Below are 20,235 nucleotides of genomic sequence, written 5' to 3'. Positions count from 1 at the left end.
GGGAGCCGGCCTCCCGGCGTCTGCGGGGGCTCCCGGTCCGCTGCCGGTCGGTCAGCTCCGGTGCGGGCGCAGGGCCGCGCGGAGCCGGGCGTCCGGGAGCGCGGACGGGCCCATCATGGCGACGGCGGTGAGCAGTTCGCGCTCGTCGTCGTCGGTGAGGCCGTGCTGGCGCGGCGGACGGACCTCGCGCAGCACTTCCTGGCCGACCGGGGAGGCCCACCGGGTGTAGGGGTAGACGTCGACCCGGGCCATCAGCAGCGTGCCCGCGGTCAGCACCAGCGGCAGGGAGAACCAGGCGAGCGGCGCCAGGGCGTCACCGCCGGAGAACCCGCCGACGGCCAGTGCGGCGGCCAGCAGCACCAGCGAGAACAGCAGCGCCTGCCGGACCTGCCGGATCACCAGGACGGTCTGCCGTTGCACCGGGGCCGGGGTGGCCAGGCCGGCCAGCGCGAGGCGGCCGCCGATCTCCAGCACGGTGGGGTGGACGGACATCGCGTGGCGCAGGTCGTCCGTCCGGCACTGCCCCCCGGGCCCGACGGCGGCGACCACCGCCCGCTCCAGGCGGCTGCGGCCCCTGGGGTCGACGACGGTGGTCCAGCCGGTGTGCGCGAGGTGCAGCCGCCCCCGGGAGGCCATCAGGACCAGGGCCAGTTCGACCACGCGGTCCGGGCCGCCCGCCAGGTAGGCGGTCTCGTAGAGCCCGATCCCGACCGCCTCCGGTGGCCGGAGCCCCTCCTGTCCGGCGAGCGCGTCGGCGGTGGCGGTCATCCGGACCAGCCGGATGCAGGAGAGCACCGCGGTGGCACAGGCCGGGATCAGGAAGAGCAACCACATGGGCTTGTTGTAGACCTGCCCCGGCTCCGGGCGGAACGAATTTCCGGTCCGCGATACCGAACTGTGACTCAGGAGGACCCCGGGCCTCAGGATCCGCAGCTGCTGCCACCACCGCAGCTGGAGGAGGAGCCGCAGCTGCTGGAGCTCGACCCGCAGCTCGACGAGGACGAGGACCCGCAGCTCGACGAGGAGGATCCGCAGCCGCTGCCGCCGCAGCTCGACCCCGAGGAGCCCGAGTCGGAGCCGCTGCCGCACCACGTGGCGCCGCCGCAGGAGGTGCCGGTGGAGGAGCACGAGGTGGCGACGGAGTTGCTGGAGGAGGACGAGGACCCGCCCGCCACCGCGGACCTGGCCGTCACCAGGTCGGCCGCCGCGGCGGCGAGCAGCGCCTCCTGGAGCTCCGCGTCCTCCAGTCCGGAGGCGGCCAGTCCGCCGAGCGCGATCGCACCGACCAGGGCGCCGCCGGCCGCCCGCGGGGCCAGACCGGAGCTGGGCTTCCACGGCTTGCCGACGGACATCAGGGCGAGCTGGCGCCGGCCGGCCGGGGTGATCCGGCCCTTGAGCGGCCAGGTCACCAGCAGCGACACCAGGCCGACGAGCACCAGCACGGGCGGGAGCCAGAGCGAGGGGCGGTCGGCCTCGCCGTGGTCGACCAGGTAGGCGACCACGATGGTCGCCACCGTGAGCAGCAGGGCCGACCAGAGCAGTCGCCGGGCCACCTTGGCCCGGCGCATCAGCGTGGGGTTGCGCAGCAGCCCGCGGTCGGCGAGCCGGTCGCCGAGCTCCTGGACGGCGGGGGCGCGCATCACCGCGCGCCGCAGGGAGGTGAGGTCGCGCTGCCGGGTCGGCCCGACGGCCTCGATGATCGCCAGGTCGACGGCGTCGTAGGGCTTCTCGGTGGTCAGCGTGACCAGGCCGGCCCGGTTGACGACGACCCGGCCGGCCTGGTGCATCCGGACCAGGGCGGTGTCGAAGACCCGGCCGGGGCCTCCGGAGAGGAACGCGGTGTCCAGGAGCGGGAGCCCGCGCCCGGGCAGGCCCTTGACCTGTGGTACCCGCTTGACCAGGTTCCTGGTGTGCGAGGCGTACGACGCGGCCGCGAACAGCAGCATCGCCGGGACGGCGAAGAAGACGTTGTGCCACATGGGCGGTTCCCCCGGAATGGTGTGGGTGGTTCTGGTTCAGTGCCGCGGGCCGGGGCGCAGGGCCCGGCGCAGGCGGGTGAGCGGGCCGGCCGGGCGCTCGGCGGCGGGGCCGTGGAGCCACCGCTCCAGGGCCTGCCGCTGCTCGGCGTCGAGCGGCCCGGCGCCCGGCCGGGCCGGGTCGGGCCCCGCGCCCGGTCCGTCGGTGAGTGCCCAGACGGCGAAGGCGCGGGCGTCGGCGCGGTAGCCGCCGGTCTGCGGGTGCGTACCCGCGTAGCGCAGGAACAGCGGCCCGTACCGCCGGCCGAGCAGGCGGGGCAGCTCCGGGGCCACCTTGGCGGTGGTGTCGCGGCGCTTGGCGGCCAGGCCGGCCGACTGGGCGCGCACCTGGGCCGGGTCGAAGCCGGGCGGGACGGGTCCGCCGGCCACCAGGGCCTTCAGCAGCTCCTCCTGACGCCGGGCCAGCGCGGCGCGGGCGGCGGTGAGGTCGGTGGACTCGTCCGTCGGGGCGGTCATCCGGCGCCGCCCCCCGCCAGCACCCGGCGGATGGCCTCCAGTTCGGCGGCGAGCTCGGCCGGGGGCGGGAAGTCGGCGTCCCGCTCCAGCAGGACGCCGGGCGGTGCGACCCGGGCGCAGAGCTCGGCCAGCACCTCCAGCACCGGCTCGGTGACGGGGTGGGCGTGGGTGTCGTGCCAGACGCCGTCGATCATGGTGCCCCCGGCGACGTGGACGTAGGCCAGCGCCTCCAGCGGCAGGCGGTCGAGTTCGGCGGCCGGGTCCAGGCCGAGGTTGACCCGGTTGGTGTGCAGGTTGGCGACGTCGATCAGCAGCCGGCAACCGGTGCGCTCGACCAGCTCGGCGAGGAACTGGCCCTCGGTCAGCTCGTCGTCGGGCCAGGCCAGCTGGGCCGCGATGTTCTCCAGGGCCAGCGGCACCGGGAGCCGGTCCTGCGCGATCCTGACGTTCTCGGCGATCACCTTGAGGGCGTCGCGGGAGCGGGGGACCGGCAGCAGGTGCCCGGCCTCCAGACCGCCGGCCCGGACGAACGCGAGGTGCTCGGTCACCAGGGGGGACCCGAGCGCCCCGGCCGCCTCGGCGAGCCGGTCGAGCCGGGCCGGGTCGGGCCGGTCGGCTCCGCCGAGGCCGAGCGAGACGCCGTGCGGGACCACGGTGACGCCGCGGGCCCGCAGGATCCGCAGCGACTCGGGGAGGTGGTCGGCGCAGATGTTCTCCGCGACCACCTCGACCCAGTCCAGGCCGGGCTGCCGCTCCACGACGGTGTCGATCTCGGCGCGCCAGCCGAGGCCGACACCGAGCGCGGTACCCGGAGTGCCGGTCGCGGTCGTCGTGGCCGCCGTGGCCTGGGCCGTCGAGGTGGTCGCGCCGGTGGAGCCGGTCGGACCGGTCGGGCCGGTCGGGCCGGTCGTGTCCGGCGTCCGCCCGGTGTCCCGGGCCGGAGCGGCGGGCGTCCTGCGCCGGATGGCAGGAGTGGTCATCGGTTCGCCCCCTTCGGAGGGCTGGTGGGAAGCCGTCGGCCGACGCGGGCGTCGTTGCCGGGGTCGGGCCGGGCCGTGTTGCTGAGGATGTCCCCGGTGGGGACGGCTGCCAAGCCCCGCCCGGTCTTCTCAGAGCATTATTTGAGCTTGTCGGACCGGTGATGAGGGACTTTGGTCCCGTCCCTGTCGCCGGCCCGCCGACGGGGAGGAAATTCGGGGGCGAACGGGCCGCGGCCCGGGCTACCGTGGCCCGCCTGTGACCACGCTGACCGTCCGTGACTTCCGCCCCGCCGACGCCGCGGCCGCCGCGGCCGCCCACCGGGCCGGCCGTGAGCACCTGCTGCTCACCCCCGAGGTCCTGACCTGGCTGAACGCCCGGCAGGCCAAGGGCGAGCAGTTCCGTACCCTCGTCGCGGACGCGCTCCGGGACGAGCCGGGCGAGGTGGCGATGGACGCCGCCGACCACGAGGAGTTCCTCACCGGCGAGTGGGCCCGCCCCGACTTCGACCGCGACCTCACCGTGGTGGCGGTGGTGGACGGCGAGCCGGCCGCGTTCGGCGCGGTGCAGACGGACGGGGCCCGGCGCCACTGGTCGGCGTTCACCGCCTGCCGCCGGGAGTTCCGCGGCCGGGGGTTGAGCAAGCCGGCGAAGGCGGAGTCCCTGCGCCGGGCCCGGGAGGCCGGCTACCGGTGGGCGTACACCAGCAACGACGCGACCAACGCGCCGATGCTCGCGATCAACGCGTGGCTCGGGTACCAGCGGTGTGCGAGTGAGCGGAAGTTCACCAAGCGGTTGGACGGCTGACCGGAGGGGAACGGGCGGCCGGTTTCCTTCACTCGAAGGGGTGAATCGGGCGCGCATTCCGCAGCTGGCGCGGGGTGGACTGCCGTGTCGGGAGTTCCCGGTGTTCTACGGGGCATCACCTCACGGCAGACAGTTCGTGCCCGAGTCGTCCTCGCGGGGGATGCTATGGAGATCCTGCTTCAGGTCCTGGTCGGGTTCGTTCCGGCGGTGATCGGCTTTCTGGCGGCCCGTTCCCTCGCCCGGGCCCGGCTGTTCCTGCGGTACGGGTTCCTGCGGGTGCTGCTCGCCCCGTACAGCCGGGTGCAGATCGTCACCCCCAGCATCGAGGCGGCGGAGTTCGCCTTCGCGAAGGACGGTCGGCGGCTGACGAGCCGGGGGCCGAAGAACGTCCTCTTCATGCCGATGGCCGAGGCCCGGGCGATAGCCCAACTCACGGATCTGCTGCGGAAGATCAATCGGAAGGCGACGATCGAACTGGTCGCGGCCGGAGCGCAGGACCCGAGGATGCCGACCTTCTCGATCGGCGGACCGAGCGTCAATCGGTACTCGGCGACCGTGCTCGGCGCGGGATTCCCGGACTTCTGCATCGAGTACCCGGAGGCGGCCCGGGCCCGCTGGGGCGGGATGACCTTCGAGGCGCAGTACAACGCGGCCGACGAACTGATCCGCGACCACGGCTTCGTCTTCGTGACCCGGACCTCGCGGCACGCGCCCTGCGTCGTGCTCTGCGGGGTCTTCGCCTTCGGCTCGGCGATGGCCGTGGAGGCGTTGGCGGCCGCCACCCGGAAGTCGCCGCTGGCGGCGATGTTCCGCGCCGGGGAGAAAGGATTCGCCGCCGTCGAGGGCCGGGTGATCGGTCTCGACACGGTCGATGTCACGGTCGAGGTCTGCCGGTTGCTGCCGGTGGTGTGAGCGGGCGGTGCCCGGGGTCCGGTGTCACGGTCCGGACCGTTCATCCTGCCCCTTGAGACGATGTGGTCCAGACCGCACTGGTGCGAATTGGGACAGCTCGGGAGGGTCTGGGGCAGGAATTGGCTTGAATCACAAGGGTTTTGCTTCACCATCGTCATATCATCGGCATAATCGCGCCCATGACGATCAGCCGCGCGAACGTGAGCGCGATTGCCGAAGACCTGTACGTGTGGCTTCCGCCGAAGCGGGGCTGGGGCCTGGCCAACTGCGGGCTGCTGGCCTCGCCGCGGACCGCGCTCTGGATCGACACGCCGTACGACCCCTCCCTCGCCGCGGAGTTCCTCGCGCAGAGCCGGCAGCGGCTGGCCGACGGGGTCGGCATCGACCGGGTGGTCGTCACCCACGCCAACGGTGACCACCTCTGGGGCGCCGGGGTGCTTCCGGACGCCGAGGTGATCGCCACCCGGGAGGCGCTGGACCACATCCACTACGAGCCGACCCCCAAGCAGCAGCACGCGCTGGTCGTGGGCAGCGACCCGGCCTCGCCGCTCGGCGACTACCTCCGTGAGCACTTCGGCCCGTTCGACTGGTCGCGGACCGACCCCGTCCACCCGCACACCGTCTTCAGCGGCGAACTGGAGCTGCGGGTGGGGGAGTACCCCGTGCGGATCACCGCGTTGCCCGCCGCGCACACCGGCGGCGACCTGATCGTCCATCTGCCGCGCCAGCGCGTGGTGTTCACCGGCGACGTGATCTTCGGGTCGACCCGCGAACAGCCGGGCGACCACCCCTCGCACTGGGCCGGCCCGTTGGAGAACATCATCGGCGCCTGCGAGCAGGCGCTGGCCACCGGCGCCGAGATCTTCGTCCCCGGCCACGGTCCGGTGCTCGACCGGTCCGGCGTCGAGGCCCACATCGGCTACCTCGGGTACGTCCGTGAGCGCGCGCACGCGCTGCACCGCGCCGGGATACCGGCCCTGGACGCGGCCCGGCGGATCATCGCCGAGCAGCGGCACCCCGAACTCGGCCTGCCCGAGCGCCTGGTGCTGACCGTCGCGGCCGAGTACCGGCACCTGGACGGCAGCGCGGTGCCCAACGTCCTGGAGGCGATGAGCCAGGTCGCCCTGGTGGCCCGGGAGCTGGCCCAGGACGCCGCCCGGGCACCGCGGTCCCGGCCCGGGCGCTTCCCCTCCTCGCCGGCCTGACCCGACCCGCCCGCCGCCGACCGCCTCCCGGGCGGCCGGGCCGCGGCCGGTGCCCCTCGCCGGGGCCCGGCCCGTCCGGCGGCGCCGACCGTCCGGCCCGGCCCGCCGCCTCCGGCGATTCCGAACCCCTTCGATCGAGGACTTCCGAGGACTTCGATGACCCAGATCGCGCTGCTCGCCCTCGCGGTGACCGCGGTCGCCGCGCTCGCGGCGGCCGCTGTCCTGGCCCGCGGGCGTGCCCGGGCACTCGCCCGGGCCACCGCCGCCGAGGCGGCCACCGCCCACAGCGAGGAGCGCGCCCGCGCCGCCGAGGGCCGGCTGGCCCGGGGCGAGCAGCAGCAGCGCGAGGCCCAGGCGGCCGCCCGGCGGGCGGACGAGGAGGTCCAACGGGTCGAGACCAGGGCGCTCGCCGCCGAGGGCCGGGTCCGTGAGGCGGAGCAGCGCACCGCCGCCGCGGACCACCGCGCGGCCGAGGCCGAGCTGCACGCCCGCGCGGCCGAGGACCGCACCACCGAGGCGCAGGAGCGGCAGGCGGCCGCCGAGGAGCGGGCCGCGGCCCTGCTGGCCGAGGTCGACCACCTGGCCGGGGAGCGGGTGGCGGCCGCCGCGCTGCGGCTCAGCCACCCCAACGCGCCCGTCTCCGGACCGCTGGACGCGCGGGCCGTGGGCCCGGAGGCGGTCCGGGCCCTGCAGGCCGTGCTGGACGCCTCGGCCGCCGCCGTCACCGACGAGCGCGAGCGGGTCGACGCCGCCGCCCGGTCCGCGATGCGCGGCGCCACCTCCAAGATCCAGACCCTGCTGTACCAGATCCAGAGCCTCGTCCAGCAGCTCCAGCACGACAACGACGATCCGCGCCTGCTGGAGGTCGACTTCCGCAACGAGGTCGCGCTGCGCCGGATCCAGACCATCGCGGTGCTCTGCGAGGCCTGGCCCGGGCTGGCCCGGACCGACTCGCCGCTGGCCGAGGTGGTGGTCGGCGCGCTCTCCCGGGTGCCCGGCTACGCCCGGATCAAGGTGGCCAACCATCTGCGGGAGAGCCGGCTGGCCGTGGTCGCCCGGGCCGCCGAGCCGCTCGCCATCACCGTCGCCGAGCTGCTCGCCAACGCCACGTCGTACTCGCACCCGGAGACGGACGTCCCGGTCACCGTCCAGCAGGGCGGCCGGGGCGCGCTGGTGATCATCGACGACAGCGGGATCGGGATGGAGGAGGACCAGCTGCGCCGGGCCCGGCGGCTGGTGGCCGGCCCGGCCGAGGTGCTGCTCACCGAGCTGGGCAACCCGCCGAAGACCGGCTTCGCGGTGGTCGGCAAGCTGGCCCGGCAGTACGGGTTCTCCTGCCACGTCGAGCCCTCGCCCTACGGCGGCATGCGGACCATCGTGCGGATCCCGGCCGCCCTGCTGACGGTCGTGGACGAGGAGCAGCCGCTGTCGGTGCTCACTCCGCTGCCGCTGCGGGCCGGCGCCGGCCCGGCTCCCGCGCCCACCGTCCAGGCGGTGCCGGACCCGCGCGAAGAATCCGACGATCAGAACAGGCACGACCTGCCGGACCGGCACGACCTGCCGGACGGGCACGGTCTGCCGACCCGGCAGACCGTGCCGGCCATGCACGTCGTGCCACCGGTGCGGCCGGTGGACTCCGACGACAGTGGCCTGCCCAGCCGGCGCAGGCGTCAGCCGCTCACCCAGCGGGCGCCGGCGGGCCGGCCGTCCGGCGAAGCGTCCGGGCGGGCCACCCGACTGCCGGACGCCGCCCCGGCCGGGGCGGCGGCGGCCCCGGACCGCACGGGCCCCTCGGGCCTCGGGGCGGACGCCACGCCCGCCGGCGGCGCCGCCCGGACGCCCGAGCAGGCCGCCGCCCGCTGGGAGGCCCTGCAGCAGGGCACGGACTCCGGCCGCGCCGAGGTCGCCAGGGCGGCCGCGCCCGGTGGCCCCGACAGCCCGGCCGCGCCCGGTGCCCCCGCCGCGCCGGAGACCCCCGAGACCCCGGCCGAGCCGGTCGACCGGGTCGCGGACGCGGTCGCCGCGAGCGCCGGTCCGAGTACCGGTCCGAGCGCCGACGCCGGCACGAGCACCACGAGCACCACCAGCGCCGGGGTCACCGGAGCGGAGGCAGCCGACCACACCGGCTTCGCCGACCGCACGGGGAGGCCCGGCCACCGCCCCGCCCAGACCTCCGAAGGAGCCGAGCAGTGAGCACGCCCAGCCCTACCGCCACCGACGAGATCTCGTGGGTGCTGACCCCGCTGCTGGAGCTGCCGGGTGTCCTGCACGCCGTGATCGCGACCGGGGACGGCCTCGTCGAGGGCGCCTCGGCCGGCCTCGGCCGAGCCTCGGCGGAGCGGGTCGCGGCGATGACCGCCACCGTGCACGCCGCCGCCCGCGCGTTCACCACGGCCTTCACCGACGCCGAGCAGCCCCGCCTGGCGCAGACCGTGGTCGAGTCCGAGCTGGGCTTCGCCGTCGTCGTCCCGGCCGGCGAGAACACCTCGCTGGCGGTGTTCACCACGCCGGAGGCCCAACTCGGCAACGTGGCCTACCAGATGCAGGTGCAGGTCGCCGCTCTGGGCCGCGCACTGGCGAGCCCGGCCAGGCAGCAGGACAGCACCGCCCGGTCATGACCGCCGTACCCCGCAGGCGGATGGTCCCCGCCTACCTGGCCACCGGCGGCCGGACCAGGCCCGGTACGGCGGGTTTCGAACGGCTCACCGTCCTGTACGCGGCCGGCGCGGAACCGCCGCAGGAGGTGGAGGACGAGCACCGGCGGCTCTGGGAGCTGCTGCGGCCCGGCGCACTGACCGTGGTGGAGGCCGCCGCCCACCTTCGCCTGCCGGTCAGCGCCACCGTCTTCCTCGCGGCCGACCTGGTCGAGACGGGTTGCTTACGGGCCCGGGCCCCGATCCCCCGCGCACAGCAGACCGACCGCTCCATCGTTGAGAGGCTCCTCGTTGGACTCCGTACGCTCCGGTAGCCCGACCGGCCGGACCGACCGGGTGGGCTACCTGCCCGACCGGGACCAGACGCTGATGAAGCTGGTGGTCGCCGGTCCGTTCGGCGTCGGCAAGACCACGCTGATCCGCACCCTGTCGGAGATCCCCACGCTGCACACCGAGGAGGCGATGACCGAGACCGGCGCGCCCGTCGACGACGCGCGGGGGTTGCCGCCGGGCAAGACCACCACGACGGTGGCGGTCGACTTCGGCCGCCTCACGCTGCCCGGGCAGGTGGTGCTCTACATGTTCGGCACCCCGGGCCAGCGCCGCTTCTTCCCGCTCTGGCAGGACATCGCCCGCGGCGCCGTCGGCGCCCTGGTGCTGGCCGACACCCGCCGGCTCGCCGACTCCTTCGAGATCATGGACATGGTGGAGGAGCAGGGGCTGCCCTACGCGGTGGCCGTCAACTGCTTCCCGGGCGCGCCCGCGCACCCGATCGAGGTGCTCCGGTCCCACCTGGACCTGCACGCCGCCACCCCGCTGGTGCTCTGCGACGCCCGTGAGCGCGGCTCCAGCCTCGACGCGCTGATCGCGCTGGCCGAGCACGTCCTGCACGGTCTGCCCGCTTCCCCCGACGTCCCGGCCGACGTCCCGCCCGACGCGCCATCCGCCGCCGCACCCGACGCCGCCCCGGAGCACCCGTGACCAGCACCGACGCAGCCGTGACCAGCACCGACGAGGCGCCCGTCCCCGACGAGGCGCCCGTCCCCGACGAGGCGCCCGGCACCGCGTCCGCCACCCGTCCGATCCCGATCTACGGCCCGGCCTTCGCCGCCGACCCGCAGCCCGTCTACGACCGGCTGCGCCGCTACGGCGCCGTCGCCCCGGTGGAGATCGCCCCCGGCGTGGAGGCCCTGCTGGTCACCGACTACCAGGCCGCGCTGGACCTGCTGCGCGACACCGACACCTTCTCCAAGGACTCGCGGGCCTGGCAGCGCACGGTGTCGCCGACCTCGCCGCTGCTGCCGGTGCTCGGCTACCGCCCCACCGCCTTCTTCAGCGACGGCGAGATCCACGCCCGCTACCGCCAGGTCATCACCGACGGGCTGGCCCTGCTCGAACCGCACCTGCTCCAGCGCCGGGTCGCCGAGGTCGCGCACCGGCTGATCGACGCCTTCGCGGCCACCGGCTCGGCCGATCTGATCGCCGAGTACGCCCGGCAGCTGCCGGTGTTCGTGTTCAACACCTGGTTCGGCGTGCCCGAGGAGCACAGCGCCCGGCTGGTGGCCGGCATCGCCGGGATGATGGAGTCCACCGAGAAGGCCGTCGCCGCCTACGGGGACCTCGTCTCGGTGGTCACCGGCATGGTCGCCGAGCGGCGCGAACGCCCCCGGCACGACCTCACCTCGTGGTTCCTCACCCACCCGGTCGGGCTGGACAACGACGAGGTGGTCCGGCAGATCACCCTCACCATGATCGCCGGGCACCAGCCGACCACCAATCTGATCGGCAACGCGCTGCTGCGGCTGCTCACCGACGCCCGGTACGCGGGGTCACTGTTCGGCGGCGCCGTGACGGCGTACCAGGCGATCGACGAGGTGCTCTGGCACGAGCCGCCGATGGCCAACCTCTCCGCCCACTACCCGCGCTACGACATCACCTTCCACGGCCGGGAGATCGCCGCCGGCTCGCTGGTCCTGGTGTCCTACGCGGCGGCCAACTCGCAGGCCGCGCCGCCCACCGACGGCGCCGAACTGCGCAGCGGCGAGTCCGCCCACCTGGCCTGGGCGGCCGGCCCGCACGCCTGTCCGGCCCGGGACCCGGCGCTGCTGATCGCGATCACCGCGATCGAGCAGCTCACCAGCCGGCTGAGCGACCTCGAACTGAGCACCCCCGCCGAGGAGCTCCTCTGGCGCCCGGGGCCGTTCCACCGTGCCCTGGTCCACCTGCCGGTCCGCTTCCACCCGGCCGGTGGATAACCCGCGGGCCCGGGCGCCTGGTCGGCTCCCGGGCCCGCGGTCGTCGCGGTCAGCTCTCGTCGGCCGGCCGCAGCGTCAGCGAGACGCTGTTGATGCAGTAGCGCTGGTCGGTCGGGGTGCCGTAGCCCTCGCCCTCGAAGACGTGGCCCAGGTGCCCTCCGCAGCGGGCGCAGCGGACCTCCACCCGGCGCATGCCGAGCGTGGTGTCCTCGATGTACCGCACCCGGTCCTGGGCCAGCGGGGCGTAGTACGACGGCCAGCCGCAGTGGCTGTCGAACTTGGTCTCCGAGCTGAACAGCTCGGCCCCGCAGGCACGGCAGCCGTAGACGCCGACCGTCTTGGTGTCGGTGTACTCACCGGTGAACGGGCGCTCGGTGCCGGCCTCGCGGAGCACGTGGTACTCCTCGGGGCTCAGCTCGGCACGCCACTCGGCGTCGCTCTTCTCGATCTCGTAGCTCATCGCAGACTCCCGGTCGGCAGGTCGTGGACGTCGGTGCCAACGCTCGCGAGGTGCCGAAGGATTTCCGGGCCGAGGTTGGTGACGTCCCCGGCACCCATGGTGAGCAGCAGGTCGCCCGGGCGGGCCAGGCCCGCCAGCAGGGCGGGGGCGGCGTCGAAGGCGTGCTCGGCGGTGACGTCGGCGCCGGCCCGCTCGGCCGCCTCGATGATCAACTCGCTGGTGACGCCGGGGATCGGGTCCTCGCGGGCCGGGTAGATGTCCAGCACCACCGAGGCGTCGGCGAGGGCGAGGGCCGCGCCCATCTCCTCGGCGAGCTGCTGGGTGCGGCTGAACAGGTGCGGCTGGAAGACCACGAGCACCCGGCCGCTGCCGTTCAGGCCCTCCCGGATCGCCTCCAGGTCGGCGGTCATCTCGGTCGGGTGGTGGGCGTAGGAGTCGATCACCTGGACGCCGGCCGCCTCGCCCTTCAGCTGGAGCCGGCGCCGCACGCCGGTGTAGGCGCCGAGCGCCTTGGCGAGGTCGGCGGCCGGCACGCCCAGCGCGACGCCGGCGGCCAGCGCCGAGACCGCGTTGTGGGCGTAGTGCCGGCCGGGCACCGAGACGGTGAAGGACAGCTCGACGCCGTCCAGCTCCACGGTGACCTCGCTGGTCATGCCGTGCGCGACCACCGACAGGACGCGGACGTCGGCGTCCTCGGCGGCGCCGACGGTGACGACGTTCAGGCCCTCGCGGCCGGCCACCCGGGAGGTCAGCTCGCGGGCGCCGTCGTGGTCGGCGGAGACCACCAGGGTGCCGCCGGGGGTGATCCGGCCGACGAAGGTCTCGAAGGACTCGTAGATCTCCTCGATCGAGGCGTAGTTCGCGTGGTGGTCGAGCTCCACGTTGAGCACGATCGCCACCTCGGGCGCGTACTTGTGGAAGCTGCGGTCGCTCTCGTCGGCCTCGGCGACGAAGATCTCGCCGGTGCCGTGGTGGGCGTTGGAGCCGGGCGCGTCGAGGTCGCCGCCGATCGCGTACGAGGGGTCCAGGCCCAGCTCGCCGAGGGCGACGGCGAGCATGCTGGTGGTGGTGGTCTTGCCGTGGGTGCCGGCCACGGCCAGCGCCCGGCGGCCGCCCATCAGCGCGGCCAGCGCGTCGGAGCGGTGGACCACCGGCACGCCGCGCTCGCGGGCGGCGGCCAGCTCCGGGTTGTCCGCGCGGATGGCGCTGGAGACGACCACGCTGCTGACGCCGTCCGGCACGTGCTCGGCGGCGTGGCCGATGTGCACGCTGGCGCCGAGCGCGCGCAGCGCCAGGACGGTCTCGGACTCCTTGGAGTCGCTGCCGGAGACGCTGGCGCCGCGCACCGCGAGGATCTTCGCCAGGCCGGACATCCCGGCGCCGCCGATGCCGATGAAGTGCGGGGCGTGCAGGTCGTGCGCGGCGTCGTTCAAGGCAAGGCTCCGTACGGGCGGGGGCAGACAAGGGGGACAGCGGGTACAGCGGGCCGTGTGGGTACAACGGGCGAATCGTCCTCGCGGACGGGCCGCAAGGACGATTCTGCACCACCGGCGGGTCCGGTCAGGAGTCGCTGGCGAACAGTCGCAGGACCGGGACGCCCACCTTGTGCCGGGCCTGGGAGGCCCAGTCGCGGTGGAAGAACTCCTCCACGAAGTGCGGCGAGGTGAGCACCACGACCTCGTCGGCGCGGTGCTCCTCGACCACCGCGCGCAGCCGCTCCAGCGGCTTCTCCTCGACCAGCTCGCCGACCGCCTCGGCACCGGCCCGGCGCAGGTGGCGCAGGCTGTGTTCGAGCGACTCGCTGGCCACCGTCGGCCCGCTCTCGGACTCGTCGTGCTCGCGCACCACCTTGTCGAGGTGGCCGAGCGCGACGTCGTCCAGCGCCCGCAGCAGCTCGTCCTGCTTGCCGCGCGGCTGCATCAGGACGACGAAGGACACCTTCTCGTCGCTGTGCAGCGTGGTGACCAGCTCCACATCGGCGTCGGAGAGCGCCTTTTCGATCATCAGTACCGTCTTGAACACGTGAGTCCCTTCCAGTGGCCGGCCCCCGGGCCCCGGCATCGCGTCCCATACTGCCCGGCGGGAAGCTTTCCGCACGCTGCCCGCCGGGTCCGCGGACCACGCGGGCGGCGGTCCCGAAGGAGAGCGGGACCACTGTCCGGCGGTCACGGGGCCGGTGACGCGGCTTGCGGGTGAAGACGCAGGTAGCGGGTGAAGAGGAATCCTTTCTGCTCGATCAATGAGACCAGTCGCATCCGCTGCACGTCAGGCATTTCCGCATCGTGGATGATGCGCGGCGCGTCGCCGGCCGTGATCAGCGGCGCCGTCGACAGGCACAGCTCGTCCAGCAGGTCCGCGGCGGCCAGCTGCCCCAGCAGCCGCGGGCCGCCCTCGCTCAGCAGCCTCGTCCAGCCCCGCCCGGCCAGCTCCGCGACCGCCGCCGGCAGGTCCACCGAGCCCTTGCCGGCCACCACCACGTCGGCCACCTCGGCCACCGCCCGGCGGTCGGCCGCCGGCGCGTCCTCCGTGGTGACCACCACCGTGCGCACCAGCGGCTCGGTGAACAGCGGCGCCGCCAGGTCCAGCCGCAGCGAGCGGCTGACGATCGCGATCACCGGTGCCGGCGCCTGCCCGGCCGCCCGGCGCGCCTCGGCGAACTCGGCCCGGGCCCGGCCCGGCCGGTACCCCTCGGCACGGACCGTCTCGGCACCCACCAGCACCACGTCCGACAGCGCCCGCAGCACCCCGAAGATCCGCTTGTCGGCGTCCCCGGAGAGCCCCTCGGACAGACCCGCCAGCTTCGCCCCGCCGTCCAGTCCGGCCACCATGTTGGCCCGCAGCCACGGCCGGCCGTGATTCACCTGGTCGGGGTACGCGTAGACGGCCGCCAGCGACTCCAGCGACGCCGGATCGGCGAACGGTCGGGGCAGCGGACTGATCAACTGTTGCATGCCGTCCAGTCTCGTCGCCGGTGGACCGACAATCCACCGGCAGCCCTCCGCCCGACCGGCGCGGCGGCAGGCGTACCCTCTAGTACCGTGCCCGCAGCCCCACTCCCCGACGCGCCGACCGAGCCGATAGCGACCGCAGACGTGGCCACCGCTCCCCTCGCGCTCACCGACCGGCGTCCCGTCGTCCCCGCCGAGCGCCTGGTCGCCGAGATGGTCCCGCCACCGCGCTTCTCCGTCGTCAGCTTCGGAACGTACCTCCCCGACCCGAACCAGCCCAGCCAGTACGAGGCGGTCCAGGTCCTGGAGCAGTTCGCGGGGACGCTCAACGGCGCCGACGCCGCCCCCAAACGCAGCTGGTTCCGCCGCAGCGCCCCCGCCCCCACCGGCCCGGCCGGGGTCTACCTGGACGGCGGGTACGGCGTCGGCAAGACCCACCTGCTGGCCTCGCTCTGGCACGCCGCTCCCGGCCCGAAGGCGTTCGGCACCTTCGTCGAGCTGACCAACCTGGTCGGCGCGCTCGGCTTCCAGCAGGCCGTTCGGACGCTGTCCGACCACCGCCTGCTCTGCATCGACGAGTTCGAGCTGGACGACCCGGGCGACACCGTGCTGGTCTCCACCCTGCTCGGCCGCCTGGTCGACAACGGCGTCAAGCTCTGCGCCACCTCGAACACCCTGCCGGAGAAGCTCGGCGAGGGCCGGTTCGCCGCCGCCGACTTCCTGCGCGAGATCCAGGGTCTGTCCGCGCACTTCCGCCCGATGCGGATCGACGGCCAGGACTACCGCCACCGCGGCCTGCCGGACGCCCCGCCGCCGTACGACGACCGGACCGTGGAGGCCGTCGCCGCCCGCACCCCGGGCGCCTCGCTGGACGACTTCCCCGCGCTGCTCGACCACCTCTCCGCCGTCCACCCCAGCCGCTACGGCGCGCTGCTGGACGACGTGCAGGCGGTCTGCCTGCGCGGCGTGCGCCAGGTCGACGACCAGTCCACCGCGCTGCGCCTGGTCGTCCTCGCCGACCGGATGTACGACCGCGAGCTGCCGATCACCGCCTCCGGGATCCCCTTCGACCAGGTCTTCCCCGAGGAGATGCTGCGCGGCGGCTACCGCAAGAAGTACCTGCGGGCGGTCTCCCGACTGGTCGCCCTGGCCCGTGACAGCGCCCGCGAGGCCCCCCGGGACGGCGGCCGGGAGGGCTGAGGGCCGCTCGCGTTGTCAGTGAGGGGTCGTACGGTGGACACGTGCGACCCATCACGAGCATTGAGCGGTCAGTGGCGCCCTTCGAGGTCGTCAGCCCCTTCCAGCCCAACGGCGACCAGCCCGCGGCCATCGCCGAGCTGGAGCGCCGGATCCGCGGCGGCGAGAAGGACGTCGTCCTGCTCGGCGCCACCGGTACCGGCAAGTCGGCCACCACGGCCTGGATGATCGAGAAGCTGCAGCGCCCCACCCTGGTGATGGCGCCGAACAAGACCCTGGCCGCCCAGCTGGCCAACGAGTTCCGCGAACTGCTGCCGAACAACGCGGTCGAGTACTTCGTCTCGTACTACGACTACTACCAGCCCGAGGCGTACGTCCCGCAGACGGACACCTACATCGAGAAGGACTCCTCGATCAACGAGGAGGTCGAGCGGCTGCGCCACTCCGCCACCAACTCGCTGCTCACCCGCCGGGACGTGATCGTGGTCGCGTCCGTCTCCTGCATCTACGGCCTCGGCACCCCGCAGGAGTACGTCGACCGGATGGTGCGGCTCAAGGTGGGCGAGGAGATCGACCGCGACGTGCTGCTGCGCCGCTTCGTCGACATCCAGTACACCCGCAACGACCTCGCCTTCACCCGCGGCACCTTCCGGGTCCGCGGCGACACCATCGAGATCTTCCCGGTCTACGAGGAGCTCGCCCTGCGGATCGAGATGTTCGGCGACGAGATCGAGGCGCTGTACACCCTGCACCCGCTGACCGGCGAGATCATCAGCCAGGACGACTCCGTCCACGTCTTCCCCGCCTCGCACTACGTGGCCGGCCCGGAGCGGATGGAGCGGGCGGTCAACGGCATCGAGAAGGAGCTGGAGGAGACGCTCGCCCGGATGGAGAAGCAGGGCAAGCTGCTGGAGGCCCAGCGGCTGCGGATGCGCACCACCTACGACATCGAGATGCTCCGTCAGATCGGCACCTGCTCGGGTGTGGAGAACTACTCGATGCACTTCGACGGCCGCGAGCCCGGCTCCCCGCCGAACACCCTGCTCGACTACTTCCCGGACGACTTCCTCCTGGTCATCGACGAGTCGCACGTGACCGTCCCGCAGATCGGCGCGATGTACGAGGGCGACGCCTCCCGCAAGCGCACCCTGGTGGAGCACGGCTTCCGGCTGCCCTCCGCGATGGACAACCGCCCGCTGAAGTGGGAGGAGTTCCTGGAGCGGATCGACCAGACGGTCTACCTCTCGGCCACCCCCGGCCCGTACGAGCTGTCCCGCGGCGACGGCCAGGTCCAGCAGATCATCCGCCCGACCGGCCTGATCGACCCCGAGGTGATCGTCAAGCCGACCGAGGGCCAGATCGACGACCTGGTGCACGAGATCCGCAAGCGGGTGGAGCGGGACGAGCGGGTCCTGGTCACCACCCTCACCAAGAAGATGGCCGAGGACCTCACCGACTACATGCTCGGCCTGGACATCCGGGTCCGGTACCTGCACAGCGACGTCGACACGCTGCGCCGGGTCGAGCTGCTGCGCGAGCTGCGGGCCGGCCGGTACGACGTGCTGGTCGGCATCAACCTGCTCCGTGAGGGCCTGGACCTGCCCGAGGTCTCCCTGGTGGCGATCCTGGACGCGGACAAGGAGGGCTTCCTGCGGTCCGGGACGTCGCTGATCCAGACCATCGGCCGGGCCGCCCGCAACGTCTCCGGCCAGGTCCACATGTACGCGGACCGGATCACCCCCTCGATGGAGAAGGCGATCGAGGAGACCAACCGCCGCCGGGCCGTGCAGCAGGCCTACAACAAGGAGCACGGGATCGACCCCCAGCCGCTCCGCAAGAAGATCGGCGACATCCTGGACACCCTCGCCCGCGAGGACGTGGACACCGACGAGCTGCTCTCCTCCGGGTACCGGGGCGCGGCCGGCAAGGGCAAGGCCCCGGTGCCGGCGCTGGGCGCGGACCGCAAGCCCGCCAAGAGCCTGCCGGCGGCCGAGCTGGCCGAGCTGATCCAGTCGATGACCGACCGGATGCACGCGGCCGCGACGGACCTCCAGTTCGAGGTCGCGGCCCGGCTGCGCGACGAGGTCAAGGAGCTGAAGAAGGAGCTCCGGCAGATGCGCGAGGCGGGGATCGCCTAGGGGCGCCCGCCCGCCCCGGCGGCGCCCGCGCGCGGGGCTTGGCCGGTTCCGGTGCCGGTCGAGCCCGGCGGTGTCTCATCCTCGCCACAAACGGGTAGACGCTGACCGACGCGTCCGACCGCAGGCCCTAGGCTGGCCTGCGGTGCCGCCCGGGACGGGCGGTCGCACCAGGGGGCCTCAGCCGGGGGACGGCAAGGGGGTGTTCCACCGTGAAGCCGGCGCGGAGACCGACCGCGTGGCTGGGCAGAGAGGACAACGCCGTGTCGGTGAACCTTGCCAAGGGGCAGCGGGTGAGCCTGCAGAAGGGCTCGGGCGAGTCGCTGACGATCGTCCGGATGGGGCTCGGCTGGAAGGCGGCGCCGAAGCGGGGCCTCTTCGGCAGCCGGACGCGGCAGATCGACCTGGACGCCTCGGCGCTGCTGTACGCCGAGCGGACCCCGTCCGACGTGGTCTTCTTCCAGCACCTGGAGAGCAACGACGGCTCGGTCCGGCACACCGGGGACAACCTGGTCGGCGGCACCGGAGCGGGTGAGGACGACGAGTCGATCCTGGTCGACCTGGCCCATGTGCCGCCGCACATCAGCCAGGTGGTGTTCACGGTCAGCTCGTACACCGGGCAGACCTTCGCCGAGGTGCAGAACGCGTACTGCCGGCTGGTGGACGACTCGACCGGGCTGGAGCTGGCCCGGTACGAGCTGGCCGGCGGGGGCCCGCACACCGGGCAGATCATGGCGAAGGTGTTCCGCGAGCCGTCCGGTGGCTGGGGGATGCAGGCGATCGGCGCGCCCGCCCGCGGCCGGACCTTCCAGGACCTGCTGCCGGCCATCGAGCCCTTCCTCTAGCCGGCGGGCTCCGCTGCCCGGTGGCGTCCTTCCGGCGCGGTGGCGTCCTTCCGGCGCGGTGGCGTCCTTCCGGCGCGGTGGCGTCCTTCCGGCGCCGGGCGCGGTGGCTCCCGGGCGGTGGGGGCGCGGGGCGGTTCTTTACCTTCTTTACCTTCTCTTGGCTCTTCTGTTAGCCTCGTGGGAGCGGAGGGGAGTATTCCCTCGCAGTTGTCCCGTCATCACGGACGCCCCCGAAGCGGCGTCCCGGGGCGCTGGTCCGCGGGCGCCTCGCAGCGTGCCCGACGGGCGGAAGAGACCTCCGGCAGTGACGATGACTGTCTCGCCTACCTGCCGGAGGAGCAGTAGTGGACGTTTCCGTAAGCATGTGGGTCGGCACGATCGGTGTGTTGTTGGCCCTGATCGTGGCCGACTTCTTCATCGGCGGCCGCAAGCCGCACGAGGTGTCGGTCAAGGAAGCCGGTGTCTGGACCACGGTCTGGGTCGTGCTCGCCGTGATCTTCGGCGGGTTCCTCTGGTGGCACTCCGGTTCGAAGCCGGCCGGTGAGTTCTTCGCCGGGTACATCACCGAGAAGTCGCTCAGCGTCGACAACCTGTTCGTGTTCATTCTGATCATGAGCAAGTTCGCGGTGCCGAGGATCTACCAGCAGCGCGTGCTGATGTTCGGTGTGATCATCGCGCTGGTGCTGCGGGCGGTCTTCATCGCCGGCGGCGCGGCGCTGGTGGCCCAGTTCTCCTGGGTGTTCTTCATCTTCGGCGGCTTCCTGATCTGGACGGCCTGGAAGCTGATCAAGGAGGCGCGGGCCGACGAGGAGGACGAGGAGTTCGAGGAGAACCGCCTGCTCAAGTCGATCGAGCAGCGCTTCCCGTCGACCGACAAGTACCACGGCACCAAGCTCTTCATCCGGGAGAACGGCCGTCGGCTGATGACGCCGATGCTGATCGTGATGCTGGCGATCGGCACCACCGACGTCCTGTTCGCCCTGGACTCGATCCCCGCGATCTTCGGCCTCACCCAGGACCCGTACATCGTCTTCACCGCCAACGCCTTCGCCCTGATGGGTCTGCGCCAGCTGTACTTCCTGATCGGCGGGCTGCTGAAGAAGCTGGTCCACCTCTCGTACGGCCTGTCGGTGATCCTCGGCTTCATCGGCGTGAAGCTGGTGCTGCACGCGCTGCACGAGCAGGGCGTGCACGTCCCCGAGATCGGCATCCCGTTCTCGCTGGGCTTCATCGTGGTGGTGCTGGCCGTCACCACGGTGACCAGCCTGATCGCCGCGAAGAAGCAGGAAGGGGCCGACGAGGCCGCCGAGAAGAAGATCGACGCCTGAGTCCGGGGCGGCCCGCGGC

The 20,235-nt window shown here is 73.4% G+C and carries 18 protein-coding genes and 1 pseudogene; 12 read left to right on the top strand and 7 right to left on the bottom strand.

Annotated features, from left to right (window positions below; all coding sequences use genetic code 11):
* Positions 1-51 precede the first annotated feature (51 nt).
* The 3 genes and pseudogenes from ACFXHB_RS33090 to ACFXHB_RS33080 form a co-directional block, all read right to left on the bottom strand.
* Positions 52-834, bottom strand: a complete 783-nt coding sequence (locus ACFXHB_RS33090) for a TIGR04222 domain-containing membrane protein (RefSeq protein ID WP_380578627.1) — start codon at positions 832-834, stop codon at positions 52-54.
* 86 nt (positions 835-920) lie between these two features.
* On the bottom strand, positions 921-1,979 hold the full coding sequence (locus tag ACFXHB_RS33085) for a TIGR04222 domain-containing membrane protein (RefSeq protein ID WP_380578595.1): 1,059 nt from the start codon (positions 1,977-1,979) through the stop codon (positions 921-923).
* A 36-nt stretch (positions 1,980-2,015) separates the two neighbouring features.
* Positions 2,016-3,262: pseudogene (locus tag ACFXHB_RS33080) on the bottom strand (DUF692 domain-containing protein).
* A gap of 466 nt (positions 3,263-3,728) precedes the next feature.
* Here ACFXHB_RS33080 and ACFXHB_RS33075 point away from each other — a divergent pair.
* The 8 genes from ACFXHB_RS33075 (at position 3,729) to ACFXHB_RS33040 (ending at position 11,303) form a co-directional block, all read left to right on the top strand.
* A complete protein-coding gene (locus tag ACFXHB_RS33075; protein ID WP_380578593.1) occupies positions 3,729-4,277 on the top strand; it encodes a GNAT family N-acetyltransferase in 549 nt (182 codons plus the stop codon).
* Positions 4,278-4,442: 165 nt separating this feature from the next.
* Complete coding sequence (locus ACFXHB_RS33070) at positions 4,443-5,189, top strand: hypothetical protein (RefSeq protein WP_380578591.1); 747 nt, start codon at positions 4,443-4,445, stop codon at positions 5,187-5,189.
* 179 nt (positions 5,190-5,368) lie between these two features.
* Entirely contained in the window at positions 5,369-6,394 is a 1,026-nt protein-coding gene (locus tag ACFXHB_RS33065; RefSeq protein ID WP_380578589.1) for an MBL fold metallo-hydrolase, read from the top strand.
* Between the two features lie 156 nt (positions 6,395-6,550).
* Complete coding sequence (locus ACFXHB_RS33060) at positions 6,551-8,587, top strand: ATP-binding protein (RefSeq protein WP_380578587.1); 2,037 nt, start codon at positions 6,551-6,553, stop codon at positions 8,585-8,587.
* On the top strand, positions 8,584-9,012 hold the full coding sequence (locus tag ACFXHB_RS33055) for a roadblock/LC7 domain-containing protein (protein WP_380578585.1): 429 nt from the start codon (positions 8,584-8,586) through the stop codon (positions 9,010-9,012). Before ACFXHB_RS33060 ends, ACFXHB_RS33055 begins: the two co-directional genes overlap by 4 nt.
* A complete protein-coding gene (locus tag ACFXHB_RS33050; protein ID WP_380578583.1) occupies positions 9,009-9,362 on the top strand; it encodes a DUF742 domain-containing protein in 354 nt (117 codons plus the stop codon). The genes ACFXHB_RS33055 and ACFXHB_RS33050 overlap by 4 nt, the downstream gene beginning before the upstream one ends.
* Positions 9,340-10,029, top strand: a complete 690-nt coding sequence (locus ACFXHB_RS33045) for an ATP/GTP-binding protein (RefSeq protein ID WP_380578581.1) — start codon at positions 9,340-9,342, stop codon at positions 10,027-10,029. Before ACFXHB_RS33050 ends, ACFXHB_RS33045 begins: the two co-directional genes overlap by 23 nt.
* Positions 10,026-11,303 (top strand): cytochrome P450, encoded by a 1,278-nt coding sequence (locus tag ACFXHB_RS33040; RefSeq protein WP_380578579.1) that lies wholly within the window; start codon positions 10,026-10,028, stop codon positions 11,301-11,303. Before ACFXHB_RS33045 ends, ACFXHB_RS33040 begins: the two co-directional genes overlap by 4 nt.
* 49 nt (positions 11,304-11,352) lie before the next feature.
* Here the strand turns inward: ACFXHB_RS33040 and msrB are convergent, their stop codons facing one another.
* The 4 genes from msrB to ACFXHB_RS33020 all read right to left on the bottom strand — a co-directional run bounded on the left by msrB (position 11,353) and on the right by ACFXHB_RS33020 (position 14,714).
* Positions 11,353-11,763 (bottom strand): peptide-methionine (R)-S-oxide reductase MsrB, encoded by a 411-nt coding sequence (msrB, locus tag ACFXHB_RS33035; protein WP_380578577.1) that lies wholly within the window; start codon positions 11,761-11,763, stop codon positions 11,353-11,355.
* Positions 11,760-13,196 carry a UDP-N-acetylmuramate--L-alanine ligase gene (gene murC / locus ACFXHB_RS33030; RefSeq protein ID WP_380578575.1) on the bottom strand — a complete coding sequence of 479 codons (1,437 nt, stop codon included), beginning with the start codon at positions 13,194-13,196 and terminating at the stop codon, positions 11,760-11,762. The genes msrB and murC overlap by 4 nt, the downstream gene beginning before the upstream one ends.
* 127 nt (positions 13,197-13,323) lie before the next feature.
* Positions 13,324-13,785, bottom strand: coding sequence for an indole-3-glycerol phosphate synthase (locus ACFXHB_RS33025; protein WP_380578573.1), 462 nt, complete (start codon positions 13,783-13,785; stop codon positions 13,324-13,326).
* Positions 13,786-13,928: 143 nt separating this feature from the next.
* Complete coding sequence (locus tag ACFXHB_RS33020; RefSeq protein ID WP_380578571.1) at positions 13,929-14,714, bottom strand: pyrimidine reductase family protein; 786 nt, start codon at positions 14,712-14,714, stop codon at positions 13,929-13,931.
* 87 nt (positions 14,715-14,801) lie between these two features.
* Between ACFXHB_RS33020 and zapE the strand changes: the two genes are divergently transcribed.
* From zapE to ACFXHB_RS33000, 4 genes are all read left to right on the top strand, one after another.
* Positions 14,802-15,911 carry a cell division protein ZapE gene (gene zapE, locus ACFXHB_RS33015; RefSeq protein ID WP_380578569.1) on the top strand — a complete coding sequence of 370 codons (1,110 nt, stop codon included), beginning with the start codon at positions 14,802-14,804 and terminating at the stop codon, positions 15,909-15,911.
* A 41-nt stretch (positions 15,912-15,952) separates the two neighbouring features.
* A complete protein-coding gene (uvrB, locus tag ACFXHB_RS33010) occupies positions 15,953-18,046 on the top strand; it encodes an excinuclease ABC subunit UvrB (protein ID WP_380578567.1) in 2,094 nt (697 codons plus the stop codon).
* Positions 18,047-18,306: 260 nt separating this feature from the next.
* Positions 18,307-18,888, top strand: a complete 582-nt coding sequence (locus ACFXHB_RS33005; protein ID WP_380578565.1) for a TerD family protein — start codon at positions 18,307-18,309, stop codon at positions 18,886-18,888.
* Between the two features lie 344 nt (positions 18,889-19,232).
* On the top strand, positions 19,233-20,216 hold the full coding sequence (locus ACFXHB_RS33000) for a TerC family protein (protein ID WP_380578563.1): 984 nt from the start codon (positions 19,233-19,235) through the stop codon (positions 20,214-20,216).
* Positions 20,217-20,235: the final 19 nt, after the last annotated feature.

Origin of the sequence: Kitasatospora sp. NPDC059327 (assembly GCF_042752535.1) — a bacterium.
Classification (GTDB): domain Bacteria; phylum Actinomycetota; class Actinomycetes; order Streptomycetales; family Streptomycetaceae; genus Kitasatospora.
This window is presented reverse-complemented; position numbering and strand designations above follow the sequence as displayed.